20 protein-coding genes are annotated in these 25,722 nt (G+C 65.9%); 8 read left to right on the forward strand and 12 right to left on the reverse strand.

Features of this window, described 5'->3' with window-relative positions; translation table 11 throughout:
• Window positions 1-9: 9 nt before the first annotated feature.
• Genes ACE3RQ_RS11415 through ACE3RQ_RS11430 form a run of 4 tightly spaced genes read left to right on the forward strand, consistent with a single transcriptional unit; the run spans window position 10 to window position 7,653 of the window.
• Window positions 10-4,152 (forward strand): YhdP family protein, encoded by a 4,143-nt coding sequence (locus tag ACE3RQ_RS11415; RefSeq protein ID WP_374522118.1) that lies wholly within the window; start codon window positions 10-12, stop codon window positions 4,150-4,152.
• A gap of 32 nt (window positions 4,153-4,184) precedes the next feature.
• A complete protein-coding gene (locus ACE3RQ_RS11420) occupies window positions 4,185-4,991 on the forward strand; it encodes a carbon-nitrogen hydrolase family protein (RefSeq protein WP_374522119.1) in 807 nt (268 codons plus the stop codon).
• The gene (locus ACE3RQ_RS11425) at window positions 4,988-6,997 is read left to right on the forward strand and encodes a PAS domain S-box protein (RefSeq protein WP_374522120.1); all 2,010 of its coding nucleotides are present in this window, start codon (window positions 4,988-4,990) and stop codon (window positions 6,995-6,997) included. Before ACE3RQ_RS11420 ends, ACE3RQ_RS11425 begins: the two co-directional genes overlap by 4 nt.
• Window positions 6,998-7,020: 23 nt before the next feature.
• Entirely contained in the window at window positions 7,021-7,653 is a 633-nt protein-coding gene (locus tag ACE3RQ_RS11430) for a response regulator transcription factor (protein WP_374522121.1), read from the forward strand.
• A gap of 5 nt (window positions 7,654-7,658) precedes the next feature.
• On the opposite strand, the gene ACE3RQ_RS11435 is transcribed toward ACE3RQ_RS11430, so the two are convergent.
• Window positions 7,659-7,817 carry a hypothetical protein gene (locus tag ACE3RQ_RS11435; RefSeq protein ID WP_374522122.1) on the reverse strand — a complete coding sequence of 53 codons (159 nt, stop codon included), beginning with the start codon at window positions 7,815-7,817 and terminating at the stop codon, window positions 7,659-7,661.
• On the opposite strand from ACE3RQ_RS11435, the gene ACE3RQ_RS11440 reads away from it, so the two are divergent.
• A complete protein-coding gene (locus ACE3RQ_RS11440) occupies window positions 7,750-9,003 on the forward strand; it encodes a murein transglycosylase A (RefSeq protein WP_374522253.1) in 1,254 nt (417 codons plus the stop codon). The genes ACE3RQ_RS11435 and ACE3RQ_RS11440 overlap by 68 nt on opposite strands.
• A gap of 7 nt (window positions 9,004-9,010) precedes the next feature.
• Here ACE3RQ_RS11440 and ACE3RQ_RS11445 read toward each other — a convergent pair whose 3' ends face one another.
• The 11 genes from ACE3RQ_RS11445 to ACE3RQ_RS11495 form a co-directional block, all read right to left on the reverse strand.
• Window positions 9,011-9,475 (reverse strand): hypothetical protein, encoded by a 465-nt coding sequence (locus ACE3RQ_RS11445; RefSeq protein ID WP_374522123.1) that lies wholly within the window; start codon window positions 9,473-9,475, stop codon window positions 9,011-9,013.
• Between the two features lie 72 nt (window positions 9,476-9,547).
• The gene (locus ACE3RQ_RS11450; protein WP_374522125.1) at window positions 9,548-11,500 is read right to left on the reverse strand and encodes an SdrD B-like domain-containing protein; all 1,953 of its coding nucleotides are present in this window, start codon (window positions 11,498-11,500) and stop codon (window positions 9,548-9,550) included.
• Complete coding sequence (locus ACE3RQ_RS11455; RefSeq protein WP_374522126.1) at window positions 11,497-12,309, reverse strand: hypothetical protein; 813 nt, start codon at window positions 12,307-12,309, stop codon at window positions 11,497-11,499. The genes ACE3RQ_RS11450 and ACE3RQ_RS11455 overlap by 4 nt, the downstream gene beginning before the upstream one ends.
• A gap of 4 nt (window positions 12,310-12,313) precedes the next feature.
• Window positions 12,314-12,652, reverse strand: coding sequence for a hypothetical protein (locus ACE3RQ_RS11460; protein ID WP_374522127.1), 339 nt, complete (start codon window positions 12,650-12,652; stop codon window positions 12,314-12,316).
• 119 nt (window positions 12,653-12,771) lie between these two features.
• Window positions 12,772-13,440: a hypothetical protein gene (locus ACE3RQ_RS11465; protein ID WP_374522128.1), complete on the reverse strand. Its 669-nt coding sequence runs from the start codon at window positions 13,438-13,440 to the stop codon at window positions 12,772-12,774.
• Window positions 13,441-13,526: 86 nt separating this feature from the next.
• Window positions 13,527-14,093, reverse strand: a complete 567-nt coding sequence (locus ACE3RQ_RS11470; RefSeq protein WP_374522129.1) for a hypothetical protein — start codon at window positions 14,091-14,093, stop codon at window positions 13,527-13,529.
• 212 nt (window positions 14,094-14,305) lie between these two features.
• Window positions 14,306-15,247, reverse strand: a complete 942-nt coding sequence (locus ACE3RQ_RS11475; RefSeq protein ID WP_374522130.1) for a hypothetical protein — start codon at window positions 15,245-15,247, stop codon at window positions 14,306-14,308.
• Window positions 15,244-17,490 (reverse strand): fimbria/pilus outer membrane usher protein, encoded by a 2,247-nt coding sequence (locus ACE3RQ_RS11480; protein ID WP_374522131.1) that lies wholly within the window; start codon window positions 17,488-17,490, stop codon window positions 15,244-15,246. The genes ACE3RQ_RS11475 and ACE3RQ_RS11480 overlap by 4 nt, the downstream gene beginning before the upstream one ends.
• 167 nt (window positions 17,491-17,657) lie before the next feature.
• On the reverse strand, window positions 17,658-18,410 hold the full coding sequence (locus tag ACE3RQ_RS11485; protein WP_374522132.1) for a molecular chaperone: 753 nt from the start codon (window positions 18,408-18,410) through the stop codon (window positions 17,658-17,660).
• A gap of 55 nt (window positions 18,411-18,465) precedes the next feature.
• Window positions 18,466-18,924: a spore coat protein U domain-containing protein gene (locus ACE3RQ_RS11490; RefSeq protein WP_374522133.1), complete on the reverse strand. Its 459-nt coding sequence runs from the start codon at window positions 18,922-18,924 to the stop codon at window positions 18,466-18,468.
• Between the two features lie 129 nt (window positions 18,925-19,053).
• Window positions 19,054-19,539: an Lrp/AsnC family transcriptional regulator gene (locus tag ACE3RQ_RS11495; protein ID WP_374522134.1), complete on the reverse strand. Its 486-nt coding sequence runs from the start codon at window positions 19,537-19,539 to the stop codon at window positions 19,054-19,056.
• A gap of 169 nt (window positions 19,540-19,708) precedes the next feature.
• Between ACE3RQ_RS11495 and ACE3RQ_RS11500 the strand changes: the two genes are divergently transcribed.
• From ACE3RQ_RS11500 to secD, 3 genes are all read left to right on the forward strand, one after another.
• On the forward strand, window positions 19,709-23,293 hold the full coding sequence (locus ACE3RQ_RS11500; protein ID WP_374522135.1) for an indolepyruvate ferredoxin oxidoreductase family protein: 3,585 nt from the start codon (window positions 19,709-19,711) through the stop codon (window positions 23,291-23,293).
• Between the two features lie 147 nt (window positions 23,294-23,440).
• Complete coding sequence (gene yajC, locus ACE3RQ_RS11505; RefSeq protein WP_374522136.1) at window positions 23,441-23,764, forward strand: preprotein translocase subunit YajC; 324 nt, start codon at window positions 23,441-23,443, stop codon at window positions 23,762-23,764.
• 69 nt (window positions 23,765-23,833) lie between these two features.
• A complete protein-coding gene (gene secD / locus ACE3RQ_RS11510) occupies window positions 23,834-25,708 on the forward strand; it encodes a protein translocase subunit SecD (RefSeq protein WP_374522137.1) in 1,875 nt (624 codons plus the stop codon).
• The last annotated feature ends 14 nt before the right edge of the window (window positions 25,709-25,722 follow it).

Here is a 25,722-nt window from a genome sequence, read left to right on the forward strand (position 1 = left end):
TGCGTGGACATGAATCAACAAAGCCAGGCGCCCGGTGCACAAACCCCCGCACGTGCACCGGCGGTGAAACCGCTGCTGCTCGGGGCACGCGCGTCGCGCGTGCTGTTGTGGCTGGTGGCGACGGCTTGGGTTCTGTTGCTGCTGACCTGGGGGGCACTGCACGCGGTGATTGTGCCGCGAATCAACGATTGGCGCCCCGAGCTGGAACGCTGGGCCAGCCAGCGGGTGGGGGTACCGGTCACGGTGGGCGACATCCGATCGGTCAGCGGTGCATCTGGCCCCCTGGGTCTGCCGCCCTTTATGCCCCAGATCGAGCTGCGCGACGTGCGCCTGCTGGACCGCCAAGGCCGGGCGGCCCTGCACCTGCCGCTGGTGCAGGCGGCGGTGTCGGTGCGATCGATCTGGCGGGCTGGCTTCGAGCAGTTGGTGATCAAGCGACCGGCGCTGGACATTCGCCGCACCGCCGATGGTCGGCTGGAGGTGGCCGGCATCGACGTGTCGGGCCCGGGCAGTGGCGACACGACGCTGCTGGACTGGCTGGTCGAGCAGCGCGAACTGGCCATTCTGGGGGGCACGGTGCGCTGGCTGGACGAGCGGCGCGCGCAGCCCCCACTGGCCCTGGGCGACGTGAATTTCGTCGCCCGCAACACCACGTTCACCCACCAGTTCCGCCTGGACGCCACGCCACCGCCCGAATGGGGCGAGCGCTTCAGCCTGCGCGCCAAGTTGCGCGAGCCCCTGCTGCCCCGGCCTCGCGCCACCGGCGACCTGCCCTGGGCCACCTGGGACGGCGAGGTCTATGCCGACTTGGGCCGTGCCGATGTGTCCCATTTGCGCGCCTATGTGGACCTGTCGCCCTGGGGCGTCACGGTGCAGTCGGGGCAAGGGCGCCTGCGCGCCTGGATGGACGTGGCGCGTGGCCGCGTGGGAGGGGGCACGCTGGACTTGGCGCTGCAGGATGTGATCGCCCGCTTGGGCCCCGAGTTGCCTGAGCTGGCCCTGGTCTCGGCCACTGGGCGGGTGTCGGGTGAATGGGCAGACGCGGGCTGGCAGCTGTCCACCCAAGACCTGCGGTTCGAGACGCGCGAGGGTGCGGTCTGGCCGGGCGGGCGGGTGTCGGTGGCCCATCAGGCTGCCCAGACGCGCCAGGCCGCGAGCACCGAGGTGCAGGCCGGCGGCATTGAATTGGGCGCCCTGGCCTCGCTGGCCGAACGGCTGCCGCTGCCGGCCACCGTGCACGACTGGCTGCATCGCCTGCAGCCCAAGGGGCGGGTGGACGAGCTGGAGGCCCGCTGGCCCGGCGAGGCGTTTGATGAGGTCAAGGCACGTGGTCGGGTGGTGGGCCTGGGCCTGGTGGCCGACGCCGAGGCCGCCGTGCCGCCAGGCGAGCACCGCCCGCCCTTGGGCCGGCCCGGCGTGGAGGCTGCCACGGTGGATTTCAAGGTGGAGCCCAACGGGGGCGAGGCCACCGTCGCCATCGACCAGGGCGCGGTGGTGCTGCCGGGCGTGTTCGAGGAGGCCCGGTTGCCGCTGGATACCTTCCGGGGCCGCCTGCGTTGGCGCCGCCAGGGCGAGCGCATCGACGCCACGCTGGACGACGCCCGCCTGGCCAACGCCGATGCCGCGGGCACTGTGCAGGCCAACTGGCACACCGGTGACCCGGCCACCAGCGCCTCGCGCAGCCGCTTTCCCGGCGTGCTCGACCTGACCGCCACTCTGGAGCGCGCCGACCTCACCCGGGTGCACCGCTACCTGCCGCTGAGCGTGCCGCCAGAGGCGCTGCATTACCTGCGCGACGCGGTGCGCGGCGGCCACAGCGATGCCGTGAGCTTTCGGGTGCAGGGTGACCTGTGGCAAGTGCCCTTCGATGTCCCGGGAGCGAAGGGCACTTTCCGCATCGCCGGCCCGCTCAAGGCGCTGGACTTCGACTACCTGCCCACCACGTTGCAGACCACAGGCGAGCCCGCCTGGCCGGGCCTCAGGGGCGCCAGCGGGCAATTCGTGCTGGACCGCGACACCATCACCATTGACGGTCTCAAGACCAGCATGGCGGGCCTGGCGGGCGTGAGCGTGACCCCCGCCAAGGTCAGCATCGAGCGCATGGGCCAAGGCACCACCGTGAAGGCCAGCCTGCGCGCCACCGGGCCCGGCGCCGAGCTGCTGAAGTTTGTGCAGGCCTCGCCCCTGAACGACATGACGTCCAAGGCCTTGGACAAGGCCCGCCTGGGCGGTGCTGCCCAGGTGGACGTGAACCTGACCCTGCCGGTCATGAACCTGCCCACCAGCACCGTGCGCGGCGCGGTGCAACTGGCGGGCAATGACGTGCAGATCACCCCCGATTCGCCTTTGCTGGTGCGGGCACGCGGCACCGTCAATTTCACCGAGACCGGCTTCACCGTGCCGCAGGCCCAGGCCCGCCTGTTTGGCGGTGACGCCAGCTTCAGCGGCGGCATGAAACCCAACGCCCAGGGCGTGCCGGTGGTGCAGTTCCGCGGCCAGGGCGTGGCCACGGCCGAAGGCCTGCGCAACGCGGGCCTGGGCGTGCTGTCGCGTGCCATGGCGCGCGCCACCGGCAGCGCCACTTACACCGCCCAACTCGGCTTCACCGGCGGCGTGCCCGAGTTGCAGGTGGCCACCCAGTTGCAGGGCATGGCCCTGGCCTTGCCCGCGCCCTTGGGCAAGAGCGCCGAAGCCCTGCTGCCGGTGCGCTACGACAGCGCCATCACCCGTTTGCAGGCTGGGCAGGCCCAGGAAGACCGCCTTTCGGTGCTGATCGGCCCGCCCTCGGCGCCTCTGGCCGATGTGCGCTACGAGCGCGACCTGCGCGGTGACACGCCCCGCGTGCTGCGCGGCAGCCTGGCCGTGGGCCTGGCCGCCAGCGGTGCCCTGCCCCTGCCCAGCCGGGGCGTGGTGGCCCACGCGCAACTGCCCGCGCTGGACGCCGACGCCTGGCAGGCCGCCCTGGGCGGTGCGGTTGGCATGAAAGACCTGGAAGACCCACAGGCGTTGGATTACCTGCCGCAGTCACTCTCGCTGCAGACCGAGCGGCTCACCGTGGCGGGGCGGCAGTTTCATCAGGTGCTGGCGGGCCTGTCGCGAGACGATCGCCTGTGGCGGGGCAACGTGGACGCGCAGGAACTCAATGGCTACATCGAGTTCCGTGACGCCACCGCCTCGCACGCGGGCAGCGTGTATGCGCGCCTGGCGCGCCTCAACTTGGCGCCCGGTGCGAGGCGCGAGGTGGAGCAACTGCTGCAACAGCCCACCAGCGTGCCCGCGCTTGACATCGCGGTGGAAGACCTGAACTACGCCGGCCGTTCCCTGGGGCGGGTGGAGGTGCAGGCGGTCAACCGGGCGGGCCCGGCGCGCGTGGCCGAGTGGCGGCTGACGCAGTTGCGCGCCGTGCTGCCCGAGGCTCGCCTCACCGGCAGCGGCAACTGGGCGCCGCTGGGCGCGCAGGACGGGCCATCGATGGCGGCCCCCGGCGCCCGCCGCACCGCCCTCACCTTCCGCCTGGACGTGGACGACGCCGGCAAGCTGCTGGAACGCTTCGGCCGTGCAGGCACGGTGCGCGGAGGCAATGGGCGGTTGGAGGGCACCATCGGCTGGATGGGCTCGCCCCTCTCGCTCGACTACGCCACCCTGGGTGGACAGTTGCAGCTCAACATCGAGCGCGGCCAGTTCCTCAAGGCCGACCCCGGGGCGGCGCGCCTGCTGGGCGTGCTCAGTCTGCAGGCCTTGCCACGCCGCCTGGCGCTCGATTTCCGCGACGTGTTCTCCGAAGGCTTTGCGTTCGACTTCGTGCGCGGCAACGCCCGCATCGAACAAGGCGTGCTCACCACCAACAACCTGCAGATGAAGGGTGTGAACGCCGCGGTGCTGATGGAGGGCTCGGCCGACCTGGCCCGCGAGCAGCAAGACCTCAAGGTGGTGGTGGTGCCCGAGATCAACGCCGGTACTGCCTCGTTGCTGGCCACGGCCATCAACCCCGCCGTTGGCCTGGGCAGCTTTCTGGCGCAGTGGCTGCTGCGCCAGCCCCTGCAGAGCGCCACCACGCAAGAGTTCCGCATCACCGGAGGCTGGGCCGACCCGCAGGTGGAAAAGGTGGTGCGGCCAGCGCCAAACCCCTCATCGTCGCCCTCACTGCAGTAAGCTCAACCGTCCTTACCCACGCCAGTACCGCCATGAAAGTCGCCGCCATTCAAATGGTCTCGGGCAGCAGCCTGGACACCAACCTCAGTGAAGCCTTGCGCCTGATGCGCCTGGCCGCCGCCGAAGGGGCCGAGCTCGTGGTTTTGCCCGAGTACTTCTGCTTCATGGGCGAAAAAGACACCGACAAGCTGGTGCTGGCCGAGACCCCCGGCCTTGGCAGGGTGCAAGACTTTCTCAGCGACACTGCGCGCGACCTGAAACTCTGGGTGGTGGGCGGCACCATGCCCATGGCCACCGACGATCCCGAGCACGTGGCCAACGCCTCGCTCGCCTACTCGCCCAAGGGCAAGCAGGTGAGCCGCTACGACAAGATCCACCTCTTCCGTTTCGACAACGGCCGCGAGCGCTACGACGAAGCCGCCGTGCTCAAGCCTGGCGACACACCCACCAGCTTCACCTGCGAAGACCGCAGCGGCGTGCAGTGGAAGGTGGGCCAGAGTGTTTGCTATGACCTGCGCTTCGGCGAGCTGTACCGCGCCCTCGGCGCCGATGTGCTGCTGGTGCCCTCGGCCTTCACCCACACCACGGGCATGGCCCACTGGGAGGTGTTGCTGCGCGCCCGTGCCATCGAGAACCAGGCCTACGTCATCGCCAGCGCGCAAGGTGGCCTGCACGAGAACGGCCGCCGCACCTGGGGCCACAGCATGGTGATCGACCCGTGGGGCGAGGTGCTGGCCATGCACGCCGAAGGCCCGGGCATTGCCCTGGCCGACATTGACCCGGCGCGCCTGCGGGCGGTTCGGCACCAACTGCCGGCGCTGCAGCACCGCCGCCTGTGAAATCCGGCCGCTGGCTGTTGTGGGGCGCCCTGCTGCTGCTCACGGCGGCGCTCCTGTCGGTGCTGGTGTTCCTGGCGGCCGAGTACGAGCTTTCTCGCGACCAGGCGCAACTGGAAGAAGACGTCGCCACGGTGGCGGGTGACATTCGCAGCGCCCTGCTGCGCAACGTGCAGACCTTGCAGTCGCTGCACTCGGTGGCGCCGTCGCCCAACGCCTGGAACGCACCCGCAGCCGAGCTGCTGCAAACCCACCGAGAAATGATGCGTCTTGAGTGGCGCGACGCTGCGCTGCAGCCCCTGTCGGTGCGGGTGTCGCCCTTCACGCCCGGCGTGTTCGATTTCCTGGGCCGCGAGCAGGCCCAGCCAGAGGTGGTGCAGGCCTGCGAAGCCGCCCGCCGCGCGTCCGGCCCCGCCTATTCCGCCAGCTACTTCTGGCCCATGCGCGATGGCAAAGGCCTGGAGTTGATCGAGATGTGCCTGCCGGTGGCTTTTGGGGGCAAACCGCAGGGCATGCTGGTGGTGACATACGCCCTCTCGGGCATCCTCACCGAACTGATCAACCGCGACCTCATGCGCGGGCGCGGCCTTTCTTTCAATGAGGCCGACGGCACGCGCCTGGCCATCTTCAGCGCCATTCCCGCCAACCGGCGCAACCTGCGCGCGCAGACCGTGCTGGATCTGCCCGGTCACACGCTGATCCTGCAACTGGAAAGCCCCCGGCGCGCCCGTGGCCTGTTCCCCAATGTGCTCACCGCCGTGGTGGGGCTGTTGTCCTTGGCCCTGCTGGTGGTGCTGTTCCTGCTGGGGCGTGACATCCGCCGCCGCCAGCGCGCCGAGCAAGACCTGGCCAACGCGCTGGCCTTTCGCAAGGCCATGGAAGACTCGCTGGTCACCGGTCTGCGCGCCCGCGACATGAGCGGGCGCATCACCTACGTGAACCCGGCCTTTTGCCAGATGGTGGGCCGCCGCGCCGATGAACTCATCGGCAGCGGCCCGCCCGCTCCCTGGTGGCCGCCCGAGTTGGCAGACGAGTACCAGCAGCGGCAAGAGGTGCGCCTGGCGGGGCGGTACTTTCCCCGCGAGGGTTTCGAGTCGGTGTTCCAGCGGCCCGACGGCACGCGCTTTCCGGTGCTCATCATCGAGGCGCCGCTGATCGACGCCCAGGGCGAGCAGACCGGCTACATGAGCGCCATTCTTGACCTCACCGAACAGCGCCGCATCGAAGACCTCAACCGTGCCACCTTCGAGCGATTGCAGGCCACGGCCCGACTGGCCACCGTGGGCGAGATGGCCTCGCTCATCAGCCACGAGCTCAACCAGCCGCTGGCCGCCATTGCCAGCTACGCCAGCGGCATGCTCAACGTCTTGCGCGACCCGGGCGTCGGCAGCCTGTCGCCAGAAGACCAGCGCCAGGCCATCGAGCGCATCGCCGAGCAGGCCGAGCGCGCTGGCCGCGTGATCAAGAGCGTGGCCGATTTCGTGCGGCGGCGTGACACCGAGCGCGAAGCGGTGCCCCCGGCAAGCCTGATCGACAGCATCTACCCGCTCGTGGCCCTGCAGGCCAAGAAGCAGGGCGTGCGCCTGCAGATCGACATCGACCCCAATTGCCCGCCCGTGCTGTGCGACCGCACCATGATCGAGCAGGTCTTGCTCAACCTCACGCGCAACGGCATTCAGGCCATGCCCATGGGCGATCCGCCGGCGGGATCCGGGCTGCGTGTCCTGGGCATCCGGGTGGCGCGAGCCTCTCCCGAGCCCGCGCTGTCGCCAGGCCGCGCGGGGCCGGCCTGGGTGTCGTTTGCCGTCACCGATCACGGCCAGGGTCTTTCGCCAGAAGTGGCGCAGCGCCTGTTCACCCCCTACTTCACCACCAAAGCCGACGGCATGGGCCTTGGCCTGAGCCTGTGTCGCACCGTGGTCGAGCAGCACGGCGGCGCTCTCACCCACCAGCCCGCCGAACCGCGCGGCACCACCTTTCGCTTCAGCTTGCCGGTCACGCCGATCTGAGTCCCTCCTCTATCATCGCGGCCATGAACCCCTTCCCCGACGCCAAGGTCTACCTCGTCGACGACGACGTCGGTGTTCGGGAAGCCCTGAGCTGGCTGTTGCGAACCCGGCGCCTGCTGAGCGACAGCTATGGCAGCGCAGAGGCTTTTCTCGCCGACGAAGCGGTCTGGAACCAGGAGCCCGAAGCACCCTGCTGCCTCCTGCTGGATGTGCGCATGCCCGGCATGAGCGGGCTGGCCCTGTTCGAGCGCCTGAAAACCCTGCCCTGGCAAGCGGCCATGCCGGTCATCTTCCTCTCGGGCCACGCCGATGTGCCCACCGCCGTCGATGCCGTCAAGCGCGGTGCCTTCGACTTCTGCGAAAAGCCCTTCTCAGACAACGCGCTCGTGGACCGCATCGAGCAGGCGCTGACCCAGTCGGCGCAAGTCATTCATCAGCGGCGAGTGCAGCGCGAGTGGCGCCAGCGCATGGACAGCCTGACCGACCGCGAGCGCGACGTGATGGATCTGGTGGTGGCGGGTCTGCCCAACAAGCTGGTGGCCGATCAACTCGGCATCAGCGTGCGCACCGTCGAAGTGCACCGCTCGCGCGTGTTCGACAAGATGGGCGTCAAATCGGCGGTGGAACTGGCCAATGCCCTGCGTGCGGCGCCCTGAGGCGATCAGTCGCGTGGAGGCGTCGGGTTTTTGGCGTCGCCCTGCTTTTCCTGCTCGACATCGGCAGGCAGCTCGCCCTTCTTGCGGCCCGAGAACATCGTCCACCAGACAATGAAAATCAACAGCACCAGCGCGCCCAGCGCTTCAAGCAACAGCAAGGTCATGGCGTTTCAATCGAGTTCGGCAAACATGGCGTGGATAGACCCGCTGACCCGCTGGGGGTTCCGAGTGGCGGCGGCCGCGATTGTAGGCAGCCTGGTTTCCTGTGCGGTGGGCCCGGTGGTGGACGTGCCCGAACCCGCCGAGCCGGTGGTCACGTCGGACGACAGCGCGCCGCTGCCCGCCGCCCTGCAACGCGGCAAAAGCCGCTGGGTGCCTGTGCGCTACAGCGAGCTGCCCGGTTGGGGCCAAGACCGCCTGCACGAGGCCTGGAACGCCTGGGTGCGCGGTTGTGAACGCCCTGCACCGGGACACGCTGCCCTGTGCACGGAGGTGCGCCAGCTCTCCATCGCCACCGCGGCCGAGCAGCAGGCCTGGGTGATGCGCCGCTTTCAGCCCTATCGCGTCACCGAACCAGACGGCAGCGTGCCGGGGGGCCTGCTCACCGGTTACTACGAGCCCATCATGAGCGCCAGCCGCCAGCCCAGCGCCACCCACCGAGTGCCACTCTTCGCGCCACCTGCCGGGCTGCGCAGCGGCCAGACCTGGTACACCCGGCAAGAGATCGACACCCTGCCGGCGGCCCAGGCCGCGCTGTCGGGCCGCGCCATCGCCTGGCTGGCCGACCCCATCGACGCGCTCATTCTGCAAATCCAGGGCTCGGGCCGCCTGAAGATCACCGAACCCGACGGGCGCGAGCGCCAGGTGCGCCTGGCCTTTGCCGGCCACAACGGTCACCCTTACCAGAGCGTGGGCCGCTGGCTGCTGGACCAGCGCGCCATTCGCGAGGCCTCATGGGAATCCATCAAGGCCTGGGCGGTGCAGAACCCGGGCCGCCTGAACGAAATGCTGTGGAGCAACCCGCGCACCGTGTTCTTCCGGGAAGAAGCCTTGTCCGATTTCGACGCCCGTTTCGGCCCGCGCGGCGCGCAGGGTGTGCCGCTCACGCCGGGCCGCTCCATCGCGGTCGACCCGCAAAGCATTCCCTACGGCACGCCGGTGTGGCTGGCCACCCAAGGCCCCACCACCAACCTCAACCAACTGGTGCTGGCACAGGACACCGGGGGCGCCATCACCGGCGCGGTCCGCGCTGATCTGTTCACCGGCTGGGGCAGCTGGAGCGATGCGCCCTACACCGTGGCGGCTGCGCTGAAGCAGCCGCTGCAGATGTGGGTGCTGTGGCCGAGGTGACCAGTTTTCAAATCGAGGCAATCTCCATGCGCACTGGCCAGGCACGAGGGGTATCGCCTGGTGCTGCACTGGTGTCGAACCGGTGCTCCAGGTACACGGTGTGCTGTCCTGGCCCATTGCTGCAAAGGCGGTAGCCTTCGCCAGTTGGTTGCAGCCACACGTCATTGCCTGACGCCACTCGCAGTTCCCAGCCAATGGGATCTGTGGCGGCGAGCCGCAAAGCGGCGCAAAAACCTTGTCTGAGGGTGGTCTGAATGACCAGCTTCTGTTTGGCCACGCCGGTGGCCAACTCCAGGGGGTGGATGTCCTCTTGTAGCTTCACCATCGGAGGGATGGTCACCCGCAGGGCCAGGCGGGCGCTGGCGGCCTGACCGCTTGTGGCGGAGATCGATTCGGCCGCTACGGGGCATAGCGTCGCCGCTCCGGCTGCCAACGCCAGTAGGGGGCTTGTCATGCTGATCCACCGCTTCATGCCTGTTGTTTCGGCGTGCCGCCACCAGCATGAAGTAAGGCAATTTCTAATCGACTTGTCGGTGCCAGCCGTTTATTCTGTCCGTTGAACTGGGAAGTCCACGATGAGACCATCGCGCAGTCCCACGCTCACTCTCATCTGACCATCGCCCACGATGCTCCAAGGCAAGGGTAGCGAGTCGTTGCGGACCGAGACAGTGTGTTGGCCTACGGCGACCAGGGCGAACTCATAGCGCCCATGCGCGTCCGTTCGCGCCACATAGCGGTTGTCTAGGTACACCTGAACCCCGGACGCACCCGCTTCGTCTGCGTCCTGGCGGCCGTTGCGGTTAGCGTCGAGGTAGACCGTGCCTTCAATCCGGCCTCCGCCCTCGCGCGGCCGCCCACCCATAGGTGCCATGGCGCTGCCAGCTTGCCACTCGAAGCGAAGTACCACGAAGAGCGACCAGTTGTCGAGCTTCAGTGCTGGCGGCGGCGGCGGTGCGAGCGGGTCCAGCGATGGCAGAGATATTTTCCCGCTGTATCGCGTGTATTGCGCCTCCAGATGCCAGTCCCGCATCAATCGCCAAGTCAGTCCGAGCGCCAAGTTCAGGTGTCTGCCATTGGTGCCGTTTATGCCACTGTTCAGATTTGCCCTGGCGCTGGCGTAGGTCGACAGAGGCGCTGCCAGGGTGAGGCCGGCGCTCAGATGCGATTGCTGATCGGCACGCATCAGCGAAAAGCTGCTCGTCAGCCCCCAACCCCGGACCACAGTCCAGTCCTGGTCGATCATGAGTTGTTGTTCCCTCGCCTGAGCCCCGAAGCTGCTTTGATCCCAGCGAACGCCACCCAGACCCCAGGGGTTTTTCCAGCGCCAGTCAAGAAAGCTGGACCAGCCAGCGCCTGCATAACGCCGAACGGACAGACCGGCGCCGATCTGGTGCAGTTTGTGGAGACGCCAACGGGCTGCGCTGGTGACGTAGTAGCCCTGGCGTTGCGGCTGGTCGATCGAACGAAGCCAGTCAACCGAGCCTTCCGCTGACCACTGACGCTCCTGCCAAGTCCGTCGCGCGTATACCCCCGCCAAGTCATGGGCCATGGGCAGCCCTGCCCAGTTCAGGCCAGGCGCAAGCCAGTACAGGCCGGCGCTTCGCTGGCGCCGGTCACTCCCCCAGCTCGAATCCATCCACCAGCCGTGGACGCGGGCGTGTCCGCCGTTGTCCTGGCTGCGCAAGACATTGACTTGCAGTCGACTGTCTGGGGTCTCATGACGTGCGGCCAGTAAAACCGAGTCGGCGTTCAGACGCTGTTTGGTCTGTTGGTCAAGGTCCAGCCCCGTCGACGTCATCGACAGCGCTCGTCCCGACTCCACCTGTACCGCTGCCGTCCAGCTCTCTTCGTCTGGATCGGACGCGAGTGGGGATCCCCACTGAAGTCCGGCGTTCAACCGTCTGCCACCGTTCTTTCGGAGCCCGTTGCTCTGGGTGCTGTCGATCCAGGCAGGTTCGCCGATGCTGGCTTGCGCGTGGAACCCCTCGCTTCGCTGCATCCACTCGCCTTTGATCCCGCGCACCAGCGCACTCGGCACATACACCCGCGACGGTTTGCGGGACAGTGGCAAGGTGGAGGTGTAGACGAGCCCGAGCTCATGGTTCGCCCACCAACCATCTGCCATTGGCAGGTCGCTTTGTCGCAGGGTCATTGATCCGAGCCCTAGGTCCGCACCGATCTCTCCGTCGATGGAAAGGATGCCGAGGTTGGGTGTTTCCACTAGGCCGTACAGGTACGGGTTCTGTCGGGCTCGCAATTGCTCAACGGTTGAATCCTTCGCCCAGCGAGATTCCACGCGCACAAATCTTGGCCATCCGTTGAGGTTGCGGGCCATGTCCGGTTCGACCAGAGGCTTGTTCGGTGGCAGGTCTTCCAGTACACGGTCTTGGTAAGGCACCGCGGGCGCTGCAGGCGCTTCGGCTTTGGCGCCACCACACCACGCCATCACAAAGGTGAGACACCAGCAGAACGCTGGATGCCAGCCGCCAGTGGTCATGGGGGCAGGGTTACGTCTAGGGGGAGCTGCTCGTCACCCCACTCCAGTGCGCCTTTCAGTTTCAGGGGGGGACGCAGTGGCTGTGGCAACCTTGGTGAGGTGTTGGCGTCGAAAATCGGGCGTAATGGAATTTTTCGGGTCTCCCCCGGCAGGATCGGGGTGTCGATTGGCGTCCACTCTGACGCAACTCCATTCTGGTCTGTTCCCTTCAGCACACCATCGAGTCGGGTGTGCGCATGGCCTGTGTTGCGCAGTTCAAGCACCGGTTGCGGGCCTTTGGGCGTGTCCTCCCAGTGCGCGGCCACGAGCTCGAGCCTGGGGGCGGCGGAGCCAACCGCTACATAAACGATTACGCCAATCCGACCCCCTACGGGAAAGTTGACGTCGTTTTGCATTCGCATGGGGTCCTGACCTTCCACCATCAGGGCGAATCGACATTCGCCTGATGGCGAGTCGGGCGGTGCGTTCACTTCGATTCGATATCGGTAACGCGCCCCGGGAGCCAAGGTCAGTTGTCGCCGTTCGATGGCCACCCAGGGCCGGCAGCTTCCCGGAGCCAACTCAGTGCTGAAGGAGGCGCCCCCATTGCTGTCCATCTTCCAATCGGCGGTGTACAGGCGGTAGTTGCCCTCGGTCTGGCCGGCGTGTTGGATCTCAATGACCTCCCGTTTGCGTTCGCCTGCCTGCAAGCGAAGTTCCAAACGCGGCGGTGACACATAGGCGGCAAACCCTTGGGCTTGCACCGGTGCCTGTGCCAGACCTGCCAGGTTGCACCACAGCCAGAGTCGAAACGGCAAGCGTGTGTTCATGTGGTCAGTTGGGCTCGCATTCAAAGTGGACGGACAGGCGTCGCGAGTTGCCCATCCAGTTGGCCCGAGCCAGTACCCGCACGTTCAGCCTGTCTTGCAGCGCGGGAGAGTCGATCAGTCCGACGTAAACCAGGGCTCGCTCACCTGACACCAAGCGCCCGGGTAGTAGGCGCCCCTGGGTGGTCCAGTTCAATTCCAACGGGGGATACTCGTCTGGCGGCAGCACCATGTACACACGCGCCGGCCGCCCCACCCATTGCCGCACATCAATGCGAACGTTCACCCAGAACTGGGTGGTGAGGGTGTCTGCCGGAGCGCCGACAAGTGGCGGCAACCACTCCATGCGCGGGCGCGGCTGTTCGACGGTGCTAGAGCTGTCGTCAAGTCGGTGAGCCCCCGCTGCGTGGGCGGCCATACCCCAGGCAAGTGATCCCCAGATCAGAAGGTGCCGCGATCGAACGCTCATGGTGTGAACGCTGTGAAGGTGATGGTTCCCTGATAGGTGCCGGCGGGGTAGAGATTGGGGCTGCCGTAGGTGAACTCGAAGCAAACCTCAGAAACAGTATTGCGCGGCACGGTAGCCAGGGTCTGGGTGGTGCCCAGGGTGCCCCGACCAATCCACTGACTGTCTTTTTGCAAGGTGTCGGGCGAGTAGGACTCCCACGTGATCGTTGAAAACGGGATGCCGTCGCCCTCCAGGTTGGTCAGCTGGGCGGGTGAACTGAGTGTCACTGAGGCATTGGCTGGCGAACTGCTGCTGTTCTGGTACCCGGCGCCGACGATCATGGAATAACCCATCGGACATTTTGTTGATCGGTTCCACTCGCTGCCGTAGGCCCGGTTGCGGGGCTCTGTATTGAAAATTTGTCTTAGGTAGGCGCGGGTAAGGATGTCGAACAGGCTGAGCGTCAGGTCGACGGTCATGGAGTCGGTGGTTGCGTTGTTGCTGACGCCGATGGCGCGCCCTTGCGCGTTGTAGGTGTACGTGGCGGTGCCGACATACATGAACACCCTTTGGGATGCCGACTGAAGGGTGAAGCTCCAGGCAAAGACCTCCGGTGATTGCATCAGCAGGGCCTGCGCGACCAGCCAACTGCGAGCCAGGCGGTGCATCAATGGGCTGCGGGGCATGATGGCTCCAGGCCTGTTGCGACGTGATGGCACCGATCAACGCTGTTGCTGTCGAAAGGCGCGTCAGTGCCCGCCGCACGAGTCCATTACGGCTTCGCCACGGTGTAGGTGATCTGGGTGGTGAAGGTGCCGGCTCCTACAGGTGCGGTGCTTCCCTGGTGGTGGTAATTGAAGATCCAGTTGGTACTGGCATTGATGACTTTGGTGCCGGCACTGGGCGCCAAAGGAGTGGCCGTGGCGCCGAAGCCAGGATGTGGCAGGGCTGAGTTGGATGAGTTCACCGATATCCGGCTCAGCGCAATGGTCTCAGTGTCGCTGGTCAGCGCGTCGCCAGAGGAACTGAAGCTGACGCTGCCCACGTTGGACACCAATTGAACTGCCACCGGCGAGCTGGCTATCGTGGTGTCGTTGGAGGCGTCCGCCTCGGGGACAGCCAGCGTGATCTCATCAACGGCGGTGTTGTTGGTGAGGATGGCGCCGGAGCCCACTTTCAGGGCAATGAACTCGGGAATGACGATTTTGAGGTTGAGCTTGGCCGCAGCTCCCGAGGTAGTGGCGGTTCCCGTGACGATCTTCGATTCGGCAAGCGCTGACGGGGTGGTGATGCACGCGATCAAGGCCCATGCAAAGGCCTTCCAAGTTGGACGATTCATGTGTGGATCCCATTTGGTGTGGTGGTGTAAGACACAGGTGCGGGATGCTAGCGACGAATCGGCAATAAAACAAATAAAAAGTACACAAAAAATAACTTGTATTTGATCCTTGTGTGCACTTTCCGATGGGTGGTGATGGTGTGGACTTGGGGGCTTTGAGCACCCATTCGGCGGTAGCGGGGTCTGACTGGCTACCCAGCGCGGGGCCTCGGTCAGTAGCTGATCGTCAGCGTGTGGCGGTTGGGTGTGGATTGCTGGCATTGGCTGCTGGGGCATACCCCCGCCAAGCCTCGTGGGATGGTGGCGGTAATGGCGATGCCCTGCTGGTAACCCATGCCTGCGCCGTGGCTGGCGCTGAGCGAAAGTTGGTAGGGCAAGCCAAGTGGCGTGGCCATGCCGCTGGCGGAGTCCAGCGAGGCAGACCAAGGGAGTTCGGGGTTGCACGTGAGGCCTAGCGTGGTGCTGGCGCTGTTGGCGGTGCCGCCGAATGCCGGGTAGACCAGCGTCAGGTCATTCGGGGTCTGAGAGATGCGGCATCCACCCGAGACGTTGACTCGGTAGAGCATGCTGACGGATGTCGTCACGTGTGGCATGACGAGCCACTCCTGGTAAGCCAGCGTGAAGTGCACGCTGTCTTGGTAGGCGCCCGTGCGGTAGGAGACGTTGTTGCTGTGTCCCACGGTCAGGCAGACAGGTACGTTCAGGGATGCGTTGCTGCCGTTGAACGTGACCGTTGCCTTGTAGGTGTAGGGTGGGCCCATGCCGTAGTCAAACCAGTTGCTGGCCGCCGTGTTGCTGGCGCACTCACCCCCGTGGGCCAATGCGTAGCCGATGCCCCAGTCAGGATTGGTGGTGAGGATGGCCTTGCGGGGTGACGTGCCGCCTTTGGTGTTTGATGCGCCAATTTCAATGTCAACGGAGGAGCGGTTGTCGTCTCGCTGACAAGTAACGCTCAGCGTGGTGCGCGTATGGACGGTGCTACCGAAGGGTTCCACGTTGGACGTGATCGTGAACGGGTTGGTTGGGGTCGTGGTGTTTTGCACCTGGCAGGTCACGCGCGCCTGTGCGCAGCCCGCGCACAGCAGACCTGCCGCGAACACGAAGGCAAAACGCCTGTGCCCGGTCGTGGCACTTAAGCGATGGAGCACCTTCATGGCGTATTGGGTAGGCAAGTCAGCGGACCGATGCGTTCCACTTCCTGAATGGATCCTGCTGGCATGACGAGATGGGTTTGGCAATTGACGCCTTCGCTTTGCACGCTTAGCCGATGCAGTCCGGTCAGGCCGGTGATGAAAGCCTCGCCATGTGGGCCCACCAGGAACTTTTGAAGCGTCTCATCCACCTTGATCTCAGCTCCTGAGCGCAAAGGAAAACCATCAGGTGTGCGCAGCTGCACCAGGGCAGATCGCCCGGCTCGAACGGGAAAGCGCAGGCGAACACCACTGCGCCAGCGGGGCACGGCAATGCGCTCGAGGGTGGGAATGTCGGCGCCCAGTGGCAAGGATTCGGGGTCTAGCCGAATGGGGGTGGGCACCATCGGGGCAAGATCGGTCACCAGCGCGAATCCATCGCGGTCGGTGGTGGCCTGCCGGTCTCCATAGGGGCCGACTTGGGTACCCTCGACGCCGGGTACCTCGACCAGTGCAAAGCTCCCATTGACCTTGCGGGTCGCGTGCACACGCCCGCCCATGACCACCAGGCCGCCTTGCCACCCCAGTCGCAGCGCCTGTGACCTTGTGTTGGCAAAAAGGTCGGCGGACCAAATGCTCGTGTCGGTGACTTGTCGAAGACCCGCCTCTGCGTGATCTTGGTTGTCTTGTCTGCCTGCCTGAACCCGCCAACTGGTCTGCGCTTCAGCGCCACTGGCGCTGACGTAGGCGTCCAGGGCTTGGTTGCGGCGCGCCAGGTGGAGCGTATGGGCTGTCTGACCCGGCAAAGGCATCTGGAACGCGAACGTGAGCTGGCTTGCCGATACCTGGCCGTGCGTGCGCGCCACGATCACATTGAACGATGCGCCGCCGGCCAGGCGTGTGGCGACGGAGGCGCTGTAGGTGGCCAGTTGGCGTTGGTTCAACGGGTGCACGCGTGCCATGCCCAGACCGAGCGTGGTTCCCTGGCCAATGGTCAGTGCGTAATGCGCGATGGCCGTGGTCATGGCTTGTCCGGATGTGTCACCGAGCGCCAGGTGTGCTCCATCGCGTCGGGTGATGCGAGCGCTCGCAGCATGGGGGCCTCGGCGCATCTCGGCGCCCATCAGCCATTCGCCGCCTGTGGTGCCGTTGCGATCGCGACTGATCGTCAGGCCCGACAAGAGCGCCACGCCATGGCTCGGCAGGGCCCAGTTGATGCCCATGCCCAGGCTTTGTGAACGCGCGCTCCAGTGTCCCTGCCATTCGGCCGTGAGAGTCTTGTTCAACCCCATGCGCAACAGCCCGGCGGCGAATCGCTCACCATAGTCGTTGCTTTTGAGCCCCAGCCGTTGTCGAACGGCACCGATGGCCACGCTCCAGTCTCTTGAGCCTTCTTCTAGCTGATTGGCCACCTGAAAGATGGGCCGCGCGATCACGGTCTCGCGCCCCATCAGGTCTCGCACCACCACCCGCACTTGCCCGTCGGTGCCCAGCAAGGGCGGCACGTCAATCGAGAACGGGCCGCTGGGAACCCGGGCAGTCTGGCGCAGCACATCGTTAACGAACAGCTCCACGGTGCTAGGGCTCGAGGTGCTGCCGTCGATCACAGCGCGGGGTCGCTGATCGCTGCCCTGCGCGGAGTAGGCGTTTGTGCCCCATTGAACACCGCCAAAGTAAACGGACCGCCCGGTAAGGCCTGTGCGGGTCACGCTGTCGCCCACGCGTAAGGTTGGCCCACCGTCTTGGCTTTGGCGGGTGAAGGTCGTTTCCAGACGAACCCAGTCTGGCACGGAGGAATGGCGCGCGTTTCCATTCAGCGTCTGGCGCCCCGTCATGGTGGAGGTCAACACGCCCGCGGCGCTTGACCATCCGATCTCAGAAAAGGCCGTCAGTTCGGGTGCATTGCCCGTGTGCCGTGCCTGGATGCGCGTGTAATTCACATCCAGGTTCAGATACAGAGCGGGCTCGACGGGACTGGTGTCGGGCGCTGGTGGAGCGAGGTCGCCCAGGTGGGTGGACTCGAATGCCATGGGGTCGAGCCATACCGCCAATGACTGGTTGGCGGTGTTCTCCTGCGTTCGACACCCTGGCAGAGCGTTCAGCGCCAGCCAACGCTGGCCGTGGCGCGTGAGGCGGGGTGCATCGTCGCGCACGAGGACTCGCCAGTTGCTTAACGCCTCCTCTGAGGCGAACCAGGTGTCCTGCCGAGTGATGAGTAGCCAACTGCCGACGGATTCGCCATTCAGGGTCACGGCGTTCACCACCATGCGCTCACCTTCGGAGGAGTGTCCAGCCACCTCGTGTTGGGCAGAGGTGGGCTGCGCCATGCACACACTGCCCGGTAACAGCACCATGGCCACTGCCATCAGCGCCCACCGTGGGGCGATAGCCAGCCAGCGGGGTGGGCTGTTTGGCCCAGCACGGCCCATGGCGCTCAGGGCATGGCAATCGCCATGGTCGTCGAGCTTCCATCGTCGAACCACAGTGTCAGCGTCTGCGCTGTGGCGGGACCGTCGGGCTCGGCTCGCAGCACAAAGCGTTGTCGTGCCCCTGGTAGCACATAGGTGGCGCCCGAGAACCTTGCTGAGGGCCGAGCGGGGTCGCCCAAGTCCACGCGCAAGACCCTGGCGAAGACGTTGCCTTCGTTGGTGCAGTCCACCATCAGCTCGGTGGTGGAGGAGGTGGGCATGCAGTGCCATCGGCGCACAGGCTGTGCCGGTGAGATGAAGACGGGCAGCGACATGGCCAGGAGATAGGGCACTTGACCCGCAGCGGTGGCGGGCGCGTCGGTGGCTGAAGCCACTTCTCGCAGGATCAGTCGGTAACTGGGCGGTGATTGCGGGTCGGGTGGCGTGAGGCGGGCGAGGCGCACCACCTGTTGCACACCGGGCGCCAGGGTGACCACGGGCGGTGACAGGACCAGGTCGTTTGACGGCTCCAGCACGTCCTTCCCTTGCATGTCCTGGGTCCAGCGCATCACCTCGGCGTGAAGCACCAGCGTCTCTTGGCCTGTGTTGGCCAATTGCAATGACGTGGCGCGCTCGCGCAGGGTCATTTGCAGTCGCGTGGGTGAGGCCTGGAAAGACCCGGCCAGGGAGGCCGAGGTCATGAACCACAGCACTGTCCCGGCCAGTTGGCGCCAGTCCAGAGCAGGCTTCAAACGCGATGAAGGGCGGTTGGCGATCATGGGGGATTGGGGGGACGCAACGCATTGGTGGAAGGCAACGGTCGCCGGCGCGGGATCAATACACGACGTAGATCGTGTGGGCTTGGCTGGCTTGGCAGCTTGCGCTGGCACATGAGCCGCTCTGCCCGGCGGGGATGGATACGTCAATCGTGTGGCCGACGGATGCCCCTGTGCCCTTGTGGCCGCCCGTGGGTGGTGCTGGCGTGCTGATGGTGTAGCTCAGGCCGTTGAGGTTGCCTGACGCGGTGCGCTGGTTCGCATCGGTGCTACTGAACGAGACTTGGTAGGGCAGTCCGCTGGTGCACTGCACTTGCATCGTGGTCGATACCGATGCGGCCGTGGATTGGAAGGCCGTGTAATCCACGGTCACATTGCCGGCCCCTGTGTTGAAGATGCAACTCGAGTACAGCGTGACCTGTACCGAGAAAGTCGCGCTGACGGAGGCGGTTTGCGCTGGCGGCGTGAATGCGGCGGCGCAGGTCGCCACCACTGCGAGGAGACGGTGCGAATTCATGGTGATTCTCAAAACACACGCCGAAGACAAGGCAGGCGTGTCCAACCCTGAAAGCGGGTTGTAACACGTACGTGTTATTTCGTGCGTGACAGAGAATCAGGGTTTACCCGACATCCTTCTGGCCGCCGATCAGCGGTTGTTTGGCAGCAGGTGCGTGAGCGGCAGCGTGGCGCTGGCTTTCACCTCACCCAGCGAGAAGCTGGTGTGCAGGTCTTTTACGTTGGGCAGGTTGATGAGCACCTCGCGCGTGAACTGGCTGAAGTGGTTCAGGTCTCGGCTGACCACTTGCAACTCGAACGTGCCCGAGCCGCTGATGTAGTGACACGACACCACCTCTGGGATGGCGCGAATGGCCTTTTCGAGCTGGCGCGTCACGTCGCCGTGGTTGCGTTCGGCGTCCAGTCGAACGAATGCCAGCACACCCAGTCCAACTTTTTCGCGGTCAATGTCGGCGCGGTAACCGCGGATGTAGCCGGCCTCTTCCAGCGCTCGCACCCGACGCCAACAGGGCGCAGCCGATAGGCCAACGCGCGAGGCCAGTTCGGCGTTGGTGAGGCGGCCGTCGGCCTGCAGTTCCTGCAGGATGTGGATATCGAACTTGTCGAGGGGATTCATGAGAAAGATTATTGCTTTGAAGCGTCAAAACAAGAAATGAAAAGCAAGAACTTCTCGGTGGCGAAGACATACACTGTGCCGAAATTCCCTCTTCGCCCCACACGGGCGAAGGGCTTCCTCAACCCTGCCCACAAGGCGGCCCGGACCCTAGCCCACGGAGACAAAACCCATGAACGCCCCATTGCCAGAACACCTGAGAAAAGCGCTGGAAACGGTCACTCTTGACGACAAATACGCGCTGGAGCACGGCCGGGCGTTCATGAGCGGGGTGCAGGCCCTGGTGAAGCTGCCGATGCTGCAGCGCCAGCGCGATGCGCTGCAGGGCAAGAACACCGCAGGTTTCATCAGTGGCTACCGGGGCTCGCCGCTGGGTGGATACGACCAGGCGCTGCAGAAGGCCGAGAAATGGCTGAAGGCGCAGAACATCGTGTTCCAGCCGGGCGTGAACGAAGAGTTGGCGGCCACGGCGGTCTGGGGCACGCAGCAGCTGGGTTTCGCCCCTCCTGGCACCAACAAGTTCGACGGCGTCTTTGGCATCTGGTACGGCAAAGGCCCAGGCGTGGACCGCTGCTCCGACGTCTTCAAGCACGCCAACATGGCCGGCACCACGCCCTGGGGTGGCGTGATCGCGGTGGCCGGTGACGACCACGTGGCCAAGAGCTCCACCGCCGCCCACCAGAGCGACCACATCTTCAAGGCCTGTGGCTTTCCGGTGTTTTTCCCCGCCACCGTGCAAGAGATCCTGGACCTCGGCATCCACGCGTTTGCCTTGAGCCGCTTCTCGGGTGTCTGGGCTGGCATGAAGACGATCCAGGAGATCGTGGAGTCCAGCGCCACGGCGGAGATCGACCCCGAGCGCGTGAACATCGTCATTCCCGAATTCGACATGCCGCCGGGGGGCGTGCACATCCGCTGGCCAGACCACGCGCTCGACCAAGAGGCCCGTCTGTTCGATTACAAGTGGTACGCCGCTCTGGCCTATGTGCGGGCCAACCGCCTCAACCACAACGTGGTGGCCGGCCCCAATGACCGCCTGGGTGTGATCGCCAGCGGCAAGGCCTACAACGATACCCGCCAGGCCCTGCTCGACCTGGGCCTTGACGACGACACCTGCCGCCGCATCGGCCTGCGCCTGCACAAGGTGGCGGTGGTCTGGCCGCTTGAGGCGCAGACCACCCGCGAGTTCGCCACCGGCCTGCGCGAGATTCTGGTGGTGGAGGAAAAGCGCCAGGTCATCGAGTACCAGCTCAAGGAAGAGCTATACAACTGGCGCCCTGACGTGCGGCCCAATGTGCTGGGCAAGTTCGACGAAGTCGAAGGCGACTACAGCGGTGGCGAGTGGAGCATGCCCAACCCCAGCACCCACACCTTGCTGCGCGCCAACGCCGACCTGACGCCGGCCATCATCGCCCGCGCCATCGCCAAGCGCCTGAAGAAACTGGGCGTGCCCGAGGACGTGATGGCCCGCATCGACACCCAACTTGCCATCCTCGACGCCCAAGAGCGCTCGATGCAGACCCTGCTGACCCAGGGCGTGGCGGGTGCCGATCGCCAACCCTGGTTCTGTTCGGGGTGCCCGCACAACACCAGCACCCGGGTGCCCGAGGGCTCGCGCGCCATGGCCGGCATCGGCTGCCACTTCATGGCCACCTGGATCGACCGCGACACCGTGGGCTTCACCCAGATGGGCGGCGAGGGCGTGCCATGGGTGGGCCAGCAGCCTTTCAGCAAAGACCAGCACATCTTCGCCAACGTCGGCGACGGCACGTACTTCCACAGCGGCTTGCTGGCCATTCGCCAGAGCATCGCCGCGGGCGTGAACATCACCTATAAGGTCCTCTACAACGACGCCGTCGCCATGACCGGTGGTCAACAGGTGGGTGAGCGCCCCGAAGGCCACAGCGTGGTGCAGATTGCGCAGAGCATGCGGGCCGAAGGGGCGAAGAAGATCACCATCGTCACCGACGAGCCCGAGAAGTACGAGGGCGTCACCGGCATTCCCGAGGGCATTGCCATTCAGCATCGCGACACGCTGGACGCGGTGCAGCGCGAGTTCCGCGAGATTCCTGGCACCACGGTCATCATTTACGACCAGACCTGCGCCACCGAGAAGCGCCGCCGCCGCAAGCGCGGCACGCTGGCCGAGCCGACCCGCCGCGTGGTCATCAACGAGGCGGTGTGCGAGGGCTGCGGTGACTGCAGCGTGCAGTCGAACTGTCTTTCCGTCGAGCCGCTGGAGACCGAATTCGGTCGCAAGCGCCAGATCAACCAGAGCACCTGCAACAAAGACTATTCCTGCCTCAAGGGCTTCTGCCCCAGCTTCGTCACGGTAGAAGGTGGGCAGTTGCGCAAGAAAGACAAGGCATCTGGCGCGCCGCAATGGGCTGGCGCCGAGCCGCCCCTGCCCAAGCTGCCTTCGCTGGCCCAGGAGGCCTGGGGCATCGTGGTGGCCGGCGTTGGTGGCACGGGCGTGATCACCATCGGCCAACTGCTGGGCGTGGCCGCTCATCTGGAAGGCAAGGGCATCGTCACGCAAGACGCCGCCGGCCTGGCCCAGAAAGGTGGCGCCACCTGGAGCCACGTGCTGATCGGTGCCACGCAAGACGCCATTCGCACCACCCGAGTGTCGGCCGCCTCGGCCGACCTGGTGCTGGGCTGTGACCCGTTGGTCACCGCGCACAAGGAAACCCTGCAGCGCCTGCGCCAGGGGCGCAGCCACGTGGCTCTGAACGCCAACGCCACGCCCACGGCGGCGTTCGTGCGCAATCCCAACTGGCAAAACCCCGCGCAGGCCTGCGTGGACGCACTGGTGCAGGCCCTGGGCACCGAGGCTGTGGGCACGGTGGACGCCGAGGCCGCGGCCACCCGCCTCATGGGCGACAGCCTCTACGCCAACCCCCTGATGCTGGGCTTTGCTTGGCAAAAGGGCTGGATTCCCCTGAGCCAGGTGTCCCTGATGCGGGCCATCGAACTCAACGCCGTGGCCGTGAACCAGAACAAGGCCGCTTTTGAATGGGGGCGTCGCGCCGCGCACGACCCGGCCGCATTCGCCGCGCTGCTGGGCCCGGCGGCCCAGGTGGTGCAGTTGCACGTGAAGCCGAGCCTGACCCAGCTCATCCAGCGTCGCGTGGAGTTCCTGACCGCTTACCAGGACAGTGCCTACGCGCAGCAATACCAAGCCTTCGTCGAGCGCGTGCGCGAGGCTGAGGCGCCCCTGGGCAAGACGGCGCTGACAGAGGCAGTGGCGCGCTATCTCTTCAAGCTCATGGCCTACAAGGACGAATACGAAGTGGCGCGCCTGCACAGCGACCCCGCCTTCCACGCCCGTCTGGCCCAGCAGTTTGAAGGCGATTATTCGCTCAAGGTGCACCTGGCGCCCCCGCTGTGGGCCAAGAGGAACGAGCGAGGCGAACTCATCAAGCGGCCCTTCGGCCCGTTCATGTTCACCGCTTTCAAGTGGTTGGCGCGCTTCAAGGGCCTGCGCGGCACGGCGTTCGACCCCTTCGGCCGCACCGAAGAGCGCCGCACCGAGCGCGCGCTGATCGCCGAGTACCGCCAGGACATCGAGCGCCTGCTGCCGGGTCTCGACGCCGACCGGCACGCCCTGGTGCTGGAGATCGCCCGCCTACCCGAGCAGATCCGGGGCTTTGGCCATGTGAAGGAGCGTCACCTGAAAGCGGCCAGCGAACGCCGCGCCGAGCTGCTGGCCCAGGTGCAGGGCCCTGGCCAAGACCCGGTGCGACGCGCCGCCTGAGGCGGGCGGCGGGCAAAGCCCTGTGGCGGGCGGGGTGAGGCCATTCGTCATACCCGCGGCATACAATGACCGGCTGTTCGCGGCCAGGCCCTACCCAATAGGTGGGCGCCTGGCCATTCCTGCCCCCGATACCGTTGGAGACCGCCTGTGTTCATTTCCCCCGCCTACGCCCAAGCCGCCGCTGGCAGCACCGAGTCCACCCTGATGGGCCTGCTGCCCCTGGTGCTGATGTTCGTGGTGCTGTATTTCGTCATGATCCGCCCGCAGCTCAAGCGCCAGAAAGAGCACAAGGCCATGGTCGAGGCCCTGGCCAAGGGCGATGAGGTCGTGACCGCCGGTGGCTTCCTGGGCAAGGTCACCAAGATTGGTGAGACCTACGTCGGTGTGGAACTTGCCGACGGCGTTGAAGTCCAGATGCAGCGTTCGGCTGTCGTTCAGGTGCTGCCCAAGGGCACCATCAAGAACAGCTAAGCGGCTGCCTCCCGGGGTGGTCAATTGCCACCCCATTGACTTTCTTGCGGCCCACTTGCCCGCCTCACCATGAACCGATACCCCCTGTGGAAATACGCGATCATCGTGGTCGCCTTGCTTGTGGGCGCCATCTATTCGCTGCCCAACCTGTTCGGCGAGGCGCCCGCCGTGCAGGTGTCGCCTGCCCGCGCAACGGTCAAGGTGGACTCGGGCACCATGGCCCGCGTGGAAGAGGTGCTGAAGTCCCAAGGCATTGAAGTCGCCCAGGTGCAGCTTGACGCCACCTCGGTCAAGGCCCGCTTCAACGACACCGACACCCAGATCAAGGCGCGCGACGCGCTGGACAAGGCCTTCAACGCCAACCCGGCCGAGCCCAGCCACGTGGTGGCGCTGAACCTGCTGCCCCGCACCCCGGCCTGGCTGAGCGCCTTTGGGGCGTCGCCCATGTACCTGGGCCTGGACCTGCGCGGTGGCGTGCACTTCATGCTGCAGGTGGACATGGCCGCGGCGCTGCAGCGACGGGCCGACGTGCTGGCCACCGACCTGCGAACGGCTTTGCGCGAAAAAGGCATTCGCCATGGCGGCATCAGCCGCAACGGCCAACTCATTGACTTGCGGGTGCGCGACCAAGCCTCGCGCAACGCGGCGGTGGATCTGTTGCGTGCCCAGTTCCCCGATCTGGTGGTCACCGAGACCGCCGAGGGCACCGACACCCGCCTCAGCCTGGCCGTTCGCCCCGAAGCGGCGCGCACGGTGCAGGACCAGGCCCTGAAGCAGAACATCACCACCCTGCACAACCGCATCAACGAGCTGGGCGTGGCCGAGCCTGTGATCCAGCAGCAGGGCGCCGATCGCATCGTGGTGCAACTGCCGGGTGTGCAAGACACCGCCAAGGCCAAAGACATTTTGGGTCGCACCGCCACGCTGGAGCTGCGACTGGTGGACGAAAGCACCGAGGGCCTGGCCGCCGAGCGTGGCACCGGCCCCGTGCCCTTTGGTTCTGAGAGCTACCCCGAGCGTGGTGGCCGCACGGTGATCGTCAAGCGCGAAGTGCTGCTCACGGGTGAAAACCTCACCGATGCCCAGGCGGGCTTCGACGACACCCAGCAGCCTGCCGTGCACCTCACGCTGGACGCCAAGGGTTCTCGCATCTTCCGCGACATCACGCGAGAGAACATCGGCAAGCGCATGGCCATCATCCTGTTCGAGAAGGGTAAGGGCGAGGTGGTCACGGCGCCGGTGATCCGCTCCGAGATCGGTGGCGGCCGGGTGCAGATTTCTGGTGCCATGTCGTCGGTGGAGGCCAATGACACCGCGCTGCTGCTGCGCGCTGGCTCGCTGGCCGCGCCGATGGAGATCATCGAAGAGCGCACCATCGGCCCCAGCCTGGGCGCCGAGAACATCCAGAAGGGCTTCCACAGCGTGATGTGGGGCTTCCTGGTGATCGTCGCCTTCATGTGCGTGTACTACATGATGTTCGGCGTCTTCTCCAGCATCGCGCTGGCCTTCAACCTGGTCTTGCTGGTGTCGGTGTTGTCGATGCTGCAGGCCACGCTTACGTTGCCGGGTATTGCTGCCATGGCCCTGGCGCTGGGCATGGCCATCGACTCGAACGTGCTGATCAATGAGCGCGTGCGCGAAGAGCTGCGCCGGGGGGCTTCGCCGCAGACGGCCATCAATGCCGGCTATGAGCACGCCTGGGGCACCATCCTGGACTCCAACATCACCTCCCTGATCGCGGGCATTGCCCTGCTGATCTTCGGTTCTGGCCCGGTGCGCGGTTTTGCCGTGGTTCACTGCCTGGGCATCGTGACCAGCATGTTCTCGTCGGTGTTCTTCTCGCGCGCCCTGGTCAACCTCTGGTACGGGCGTCAAAAGAAGCTCAAGACCGTGTCCATTGGCACCGTGTGGCGCGCGGACGCGCCTTCCACCAAGGCCGACTGAGCCCGCCACCGCAA

It is taken from the genome of Hydrogenophaga sp., assembly GCF_041913525.1.
Lineage (GTDB): Bacteria > Pseudomonadota > Gammaproteobacteria > Burkholderiales > Burkholderiaceae_C > Hydrogenophaga.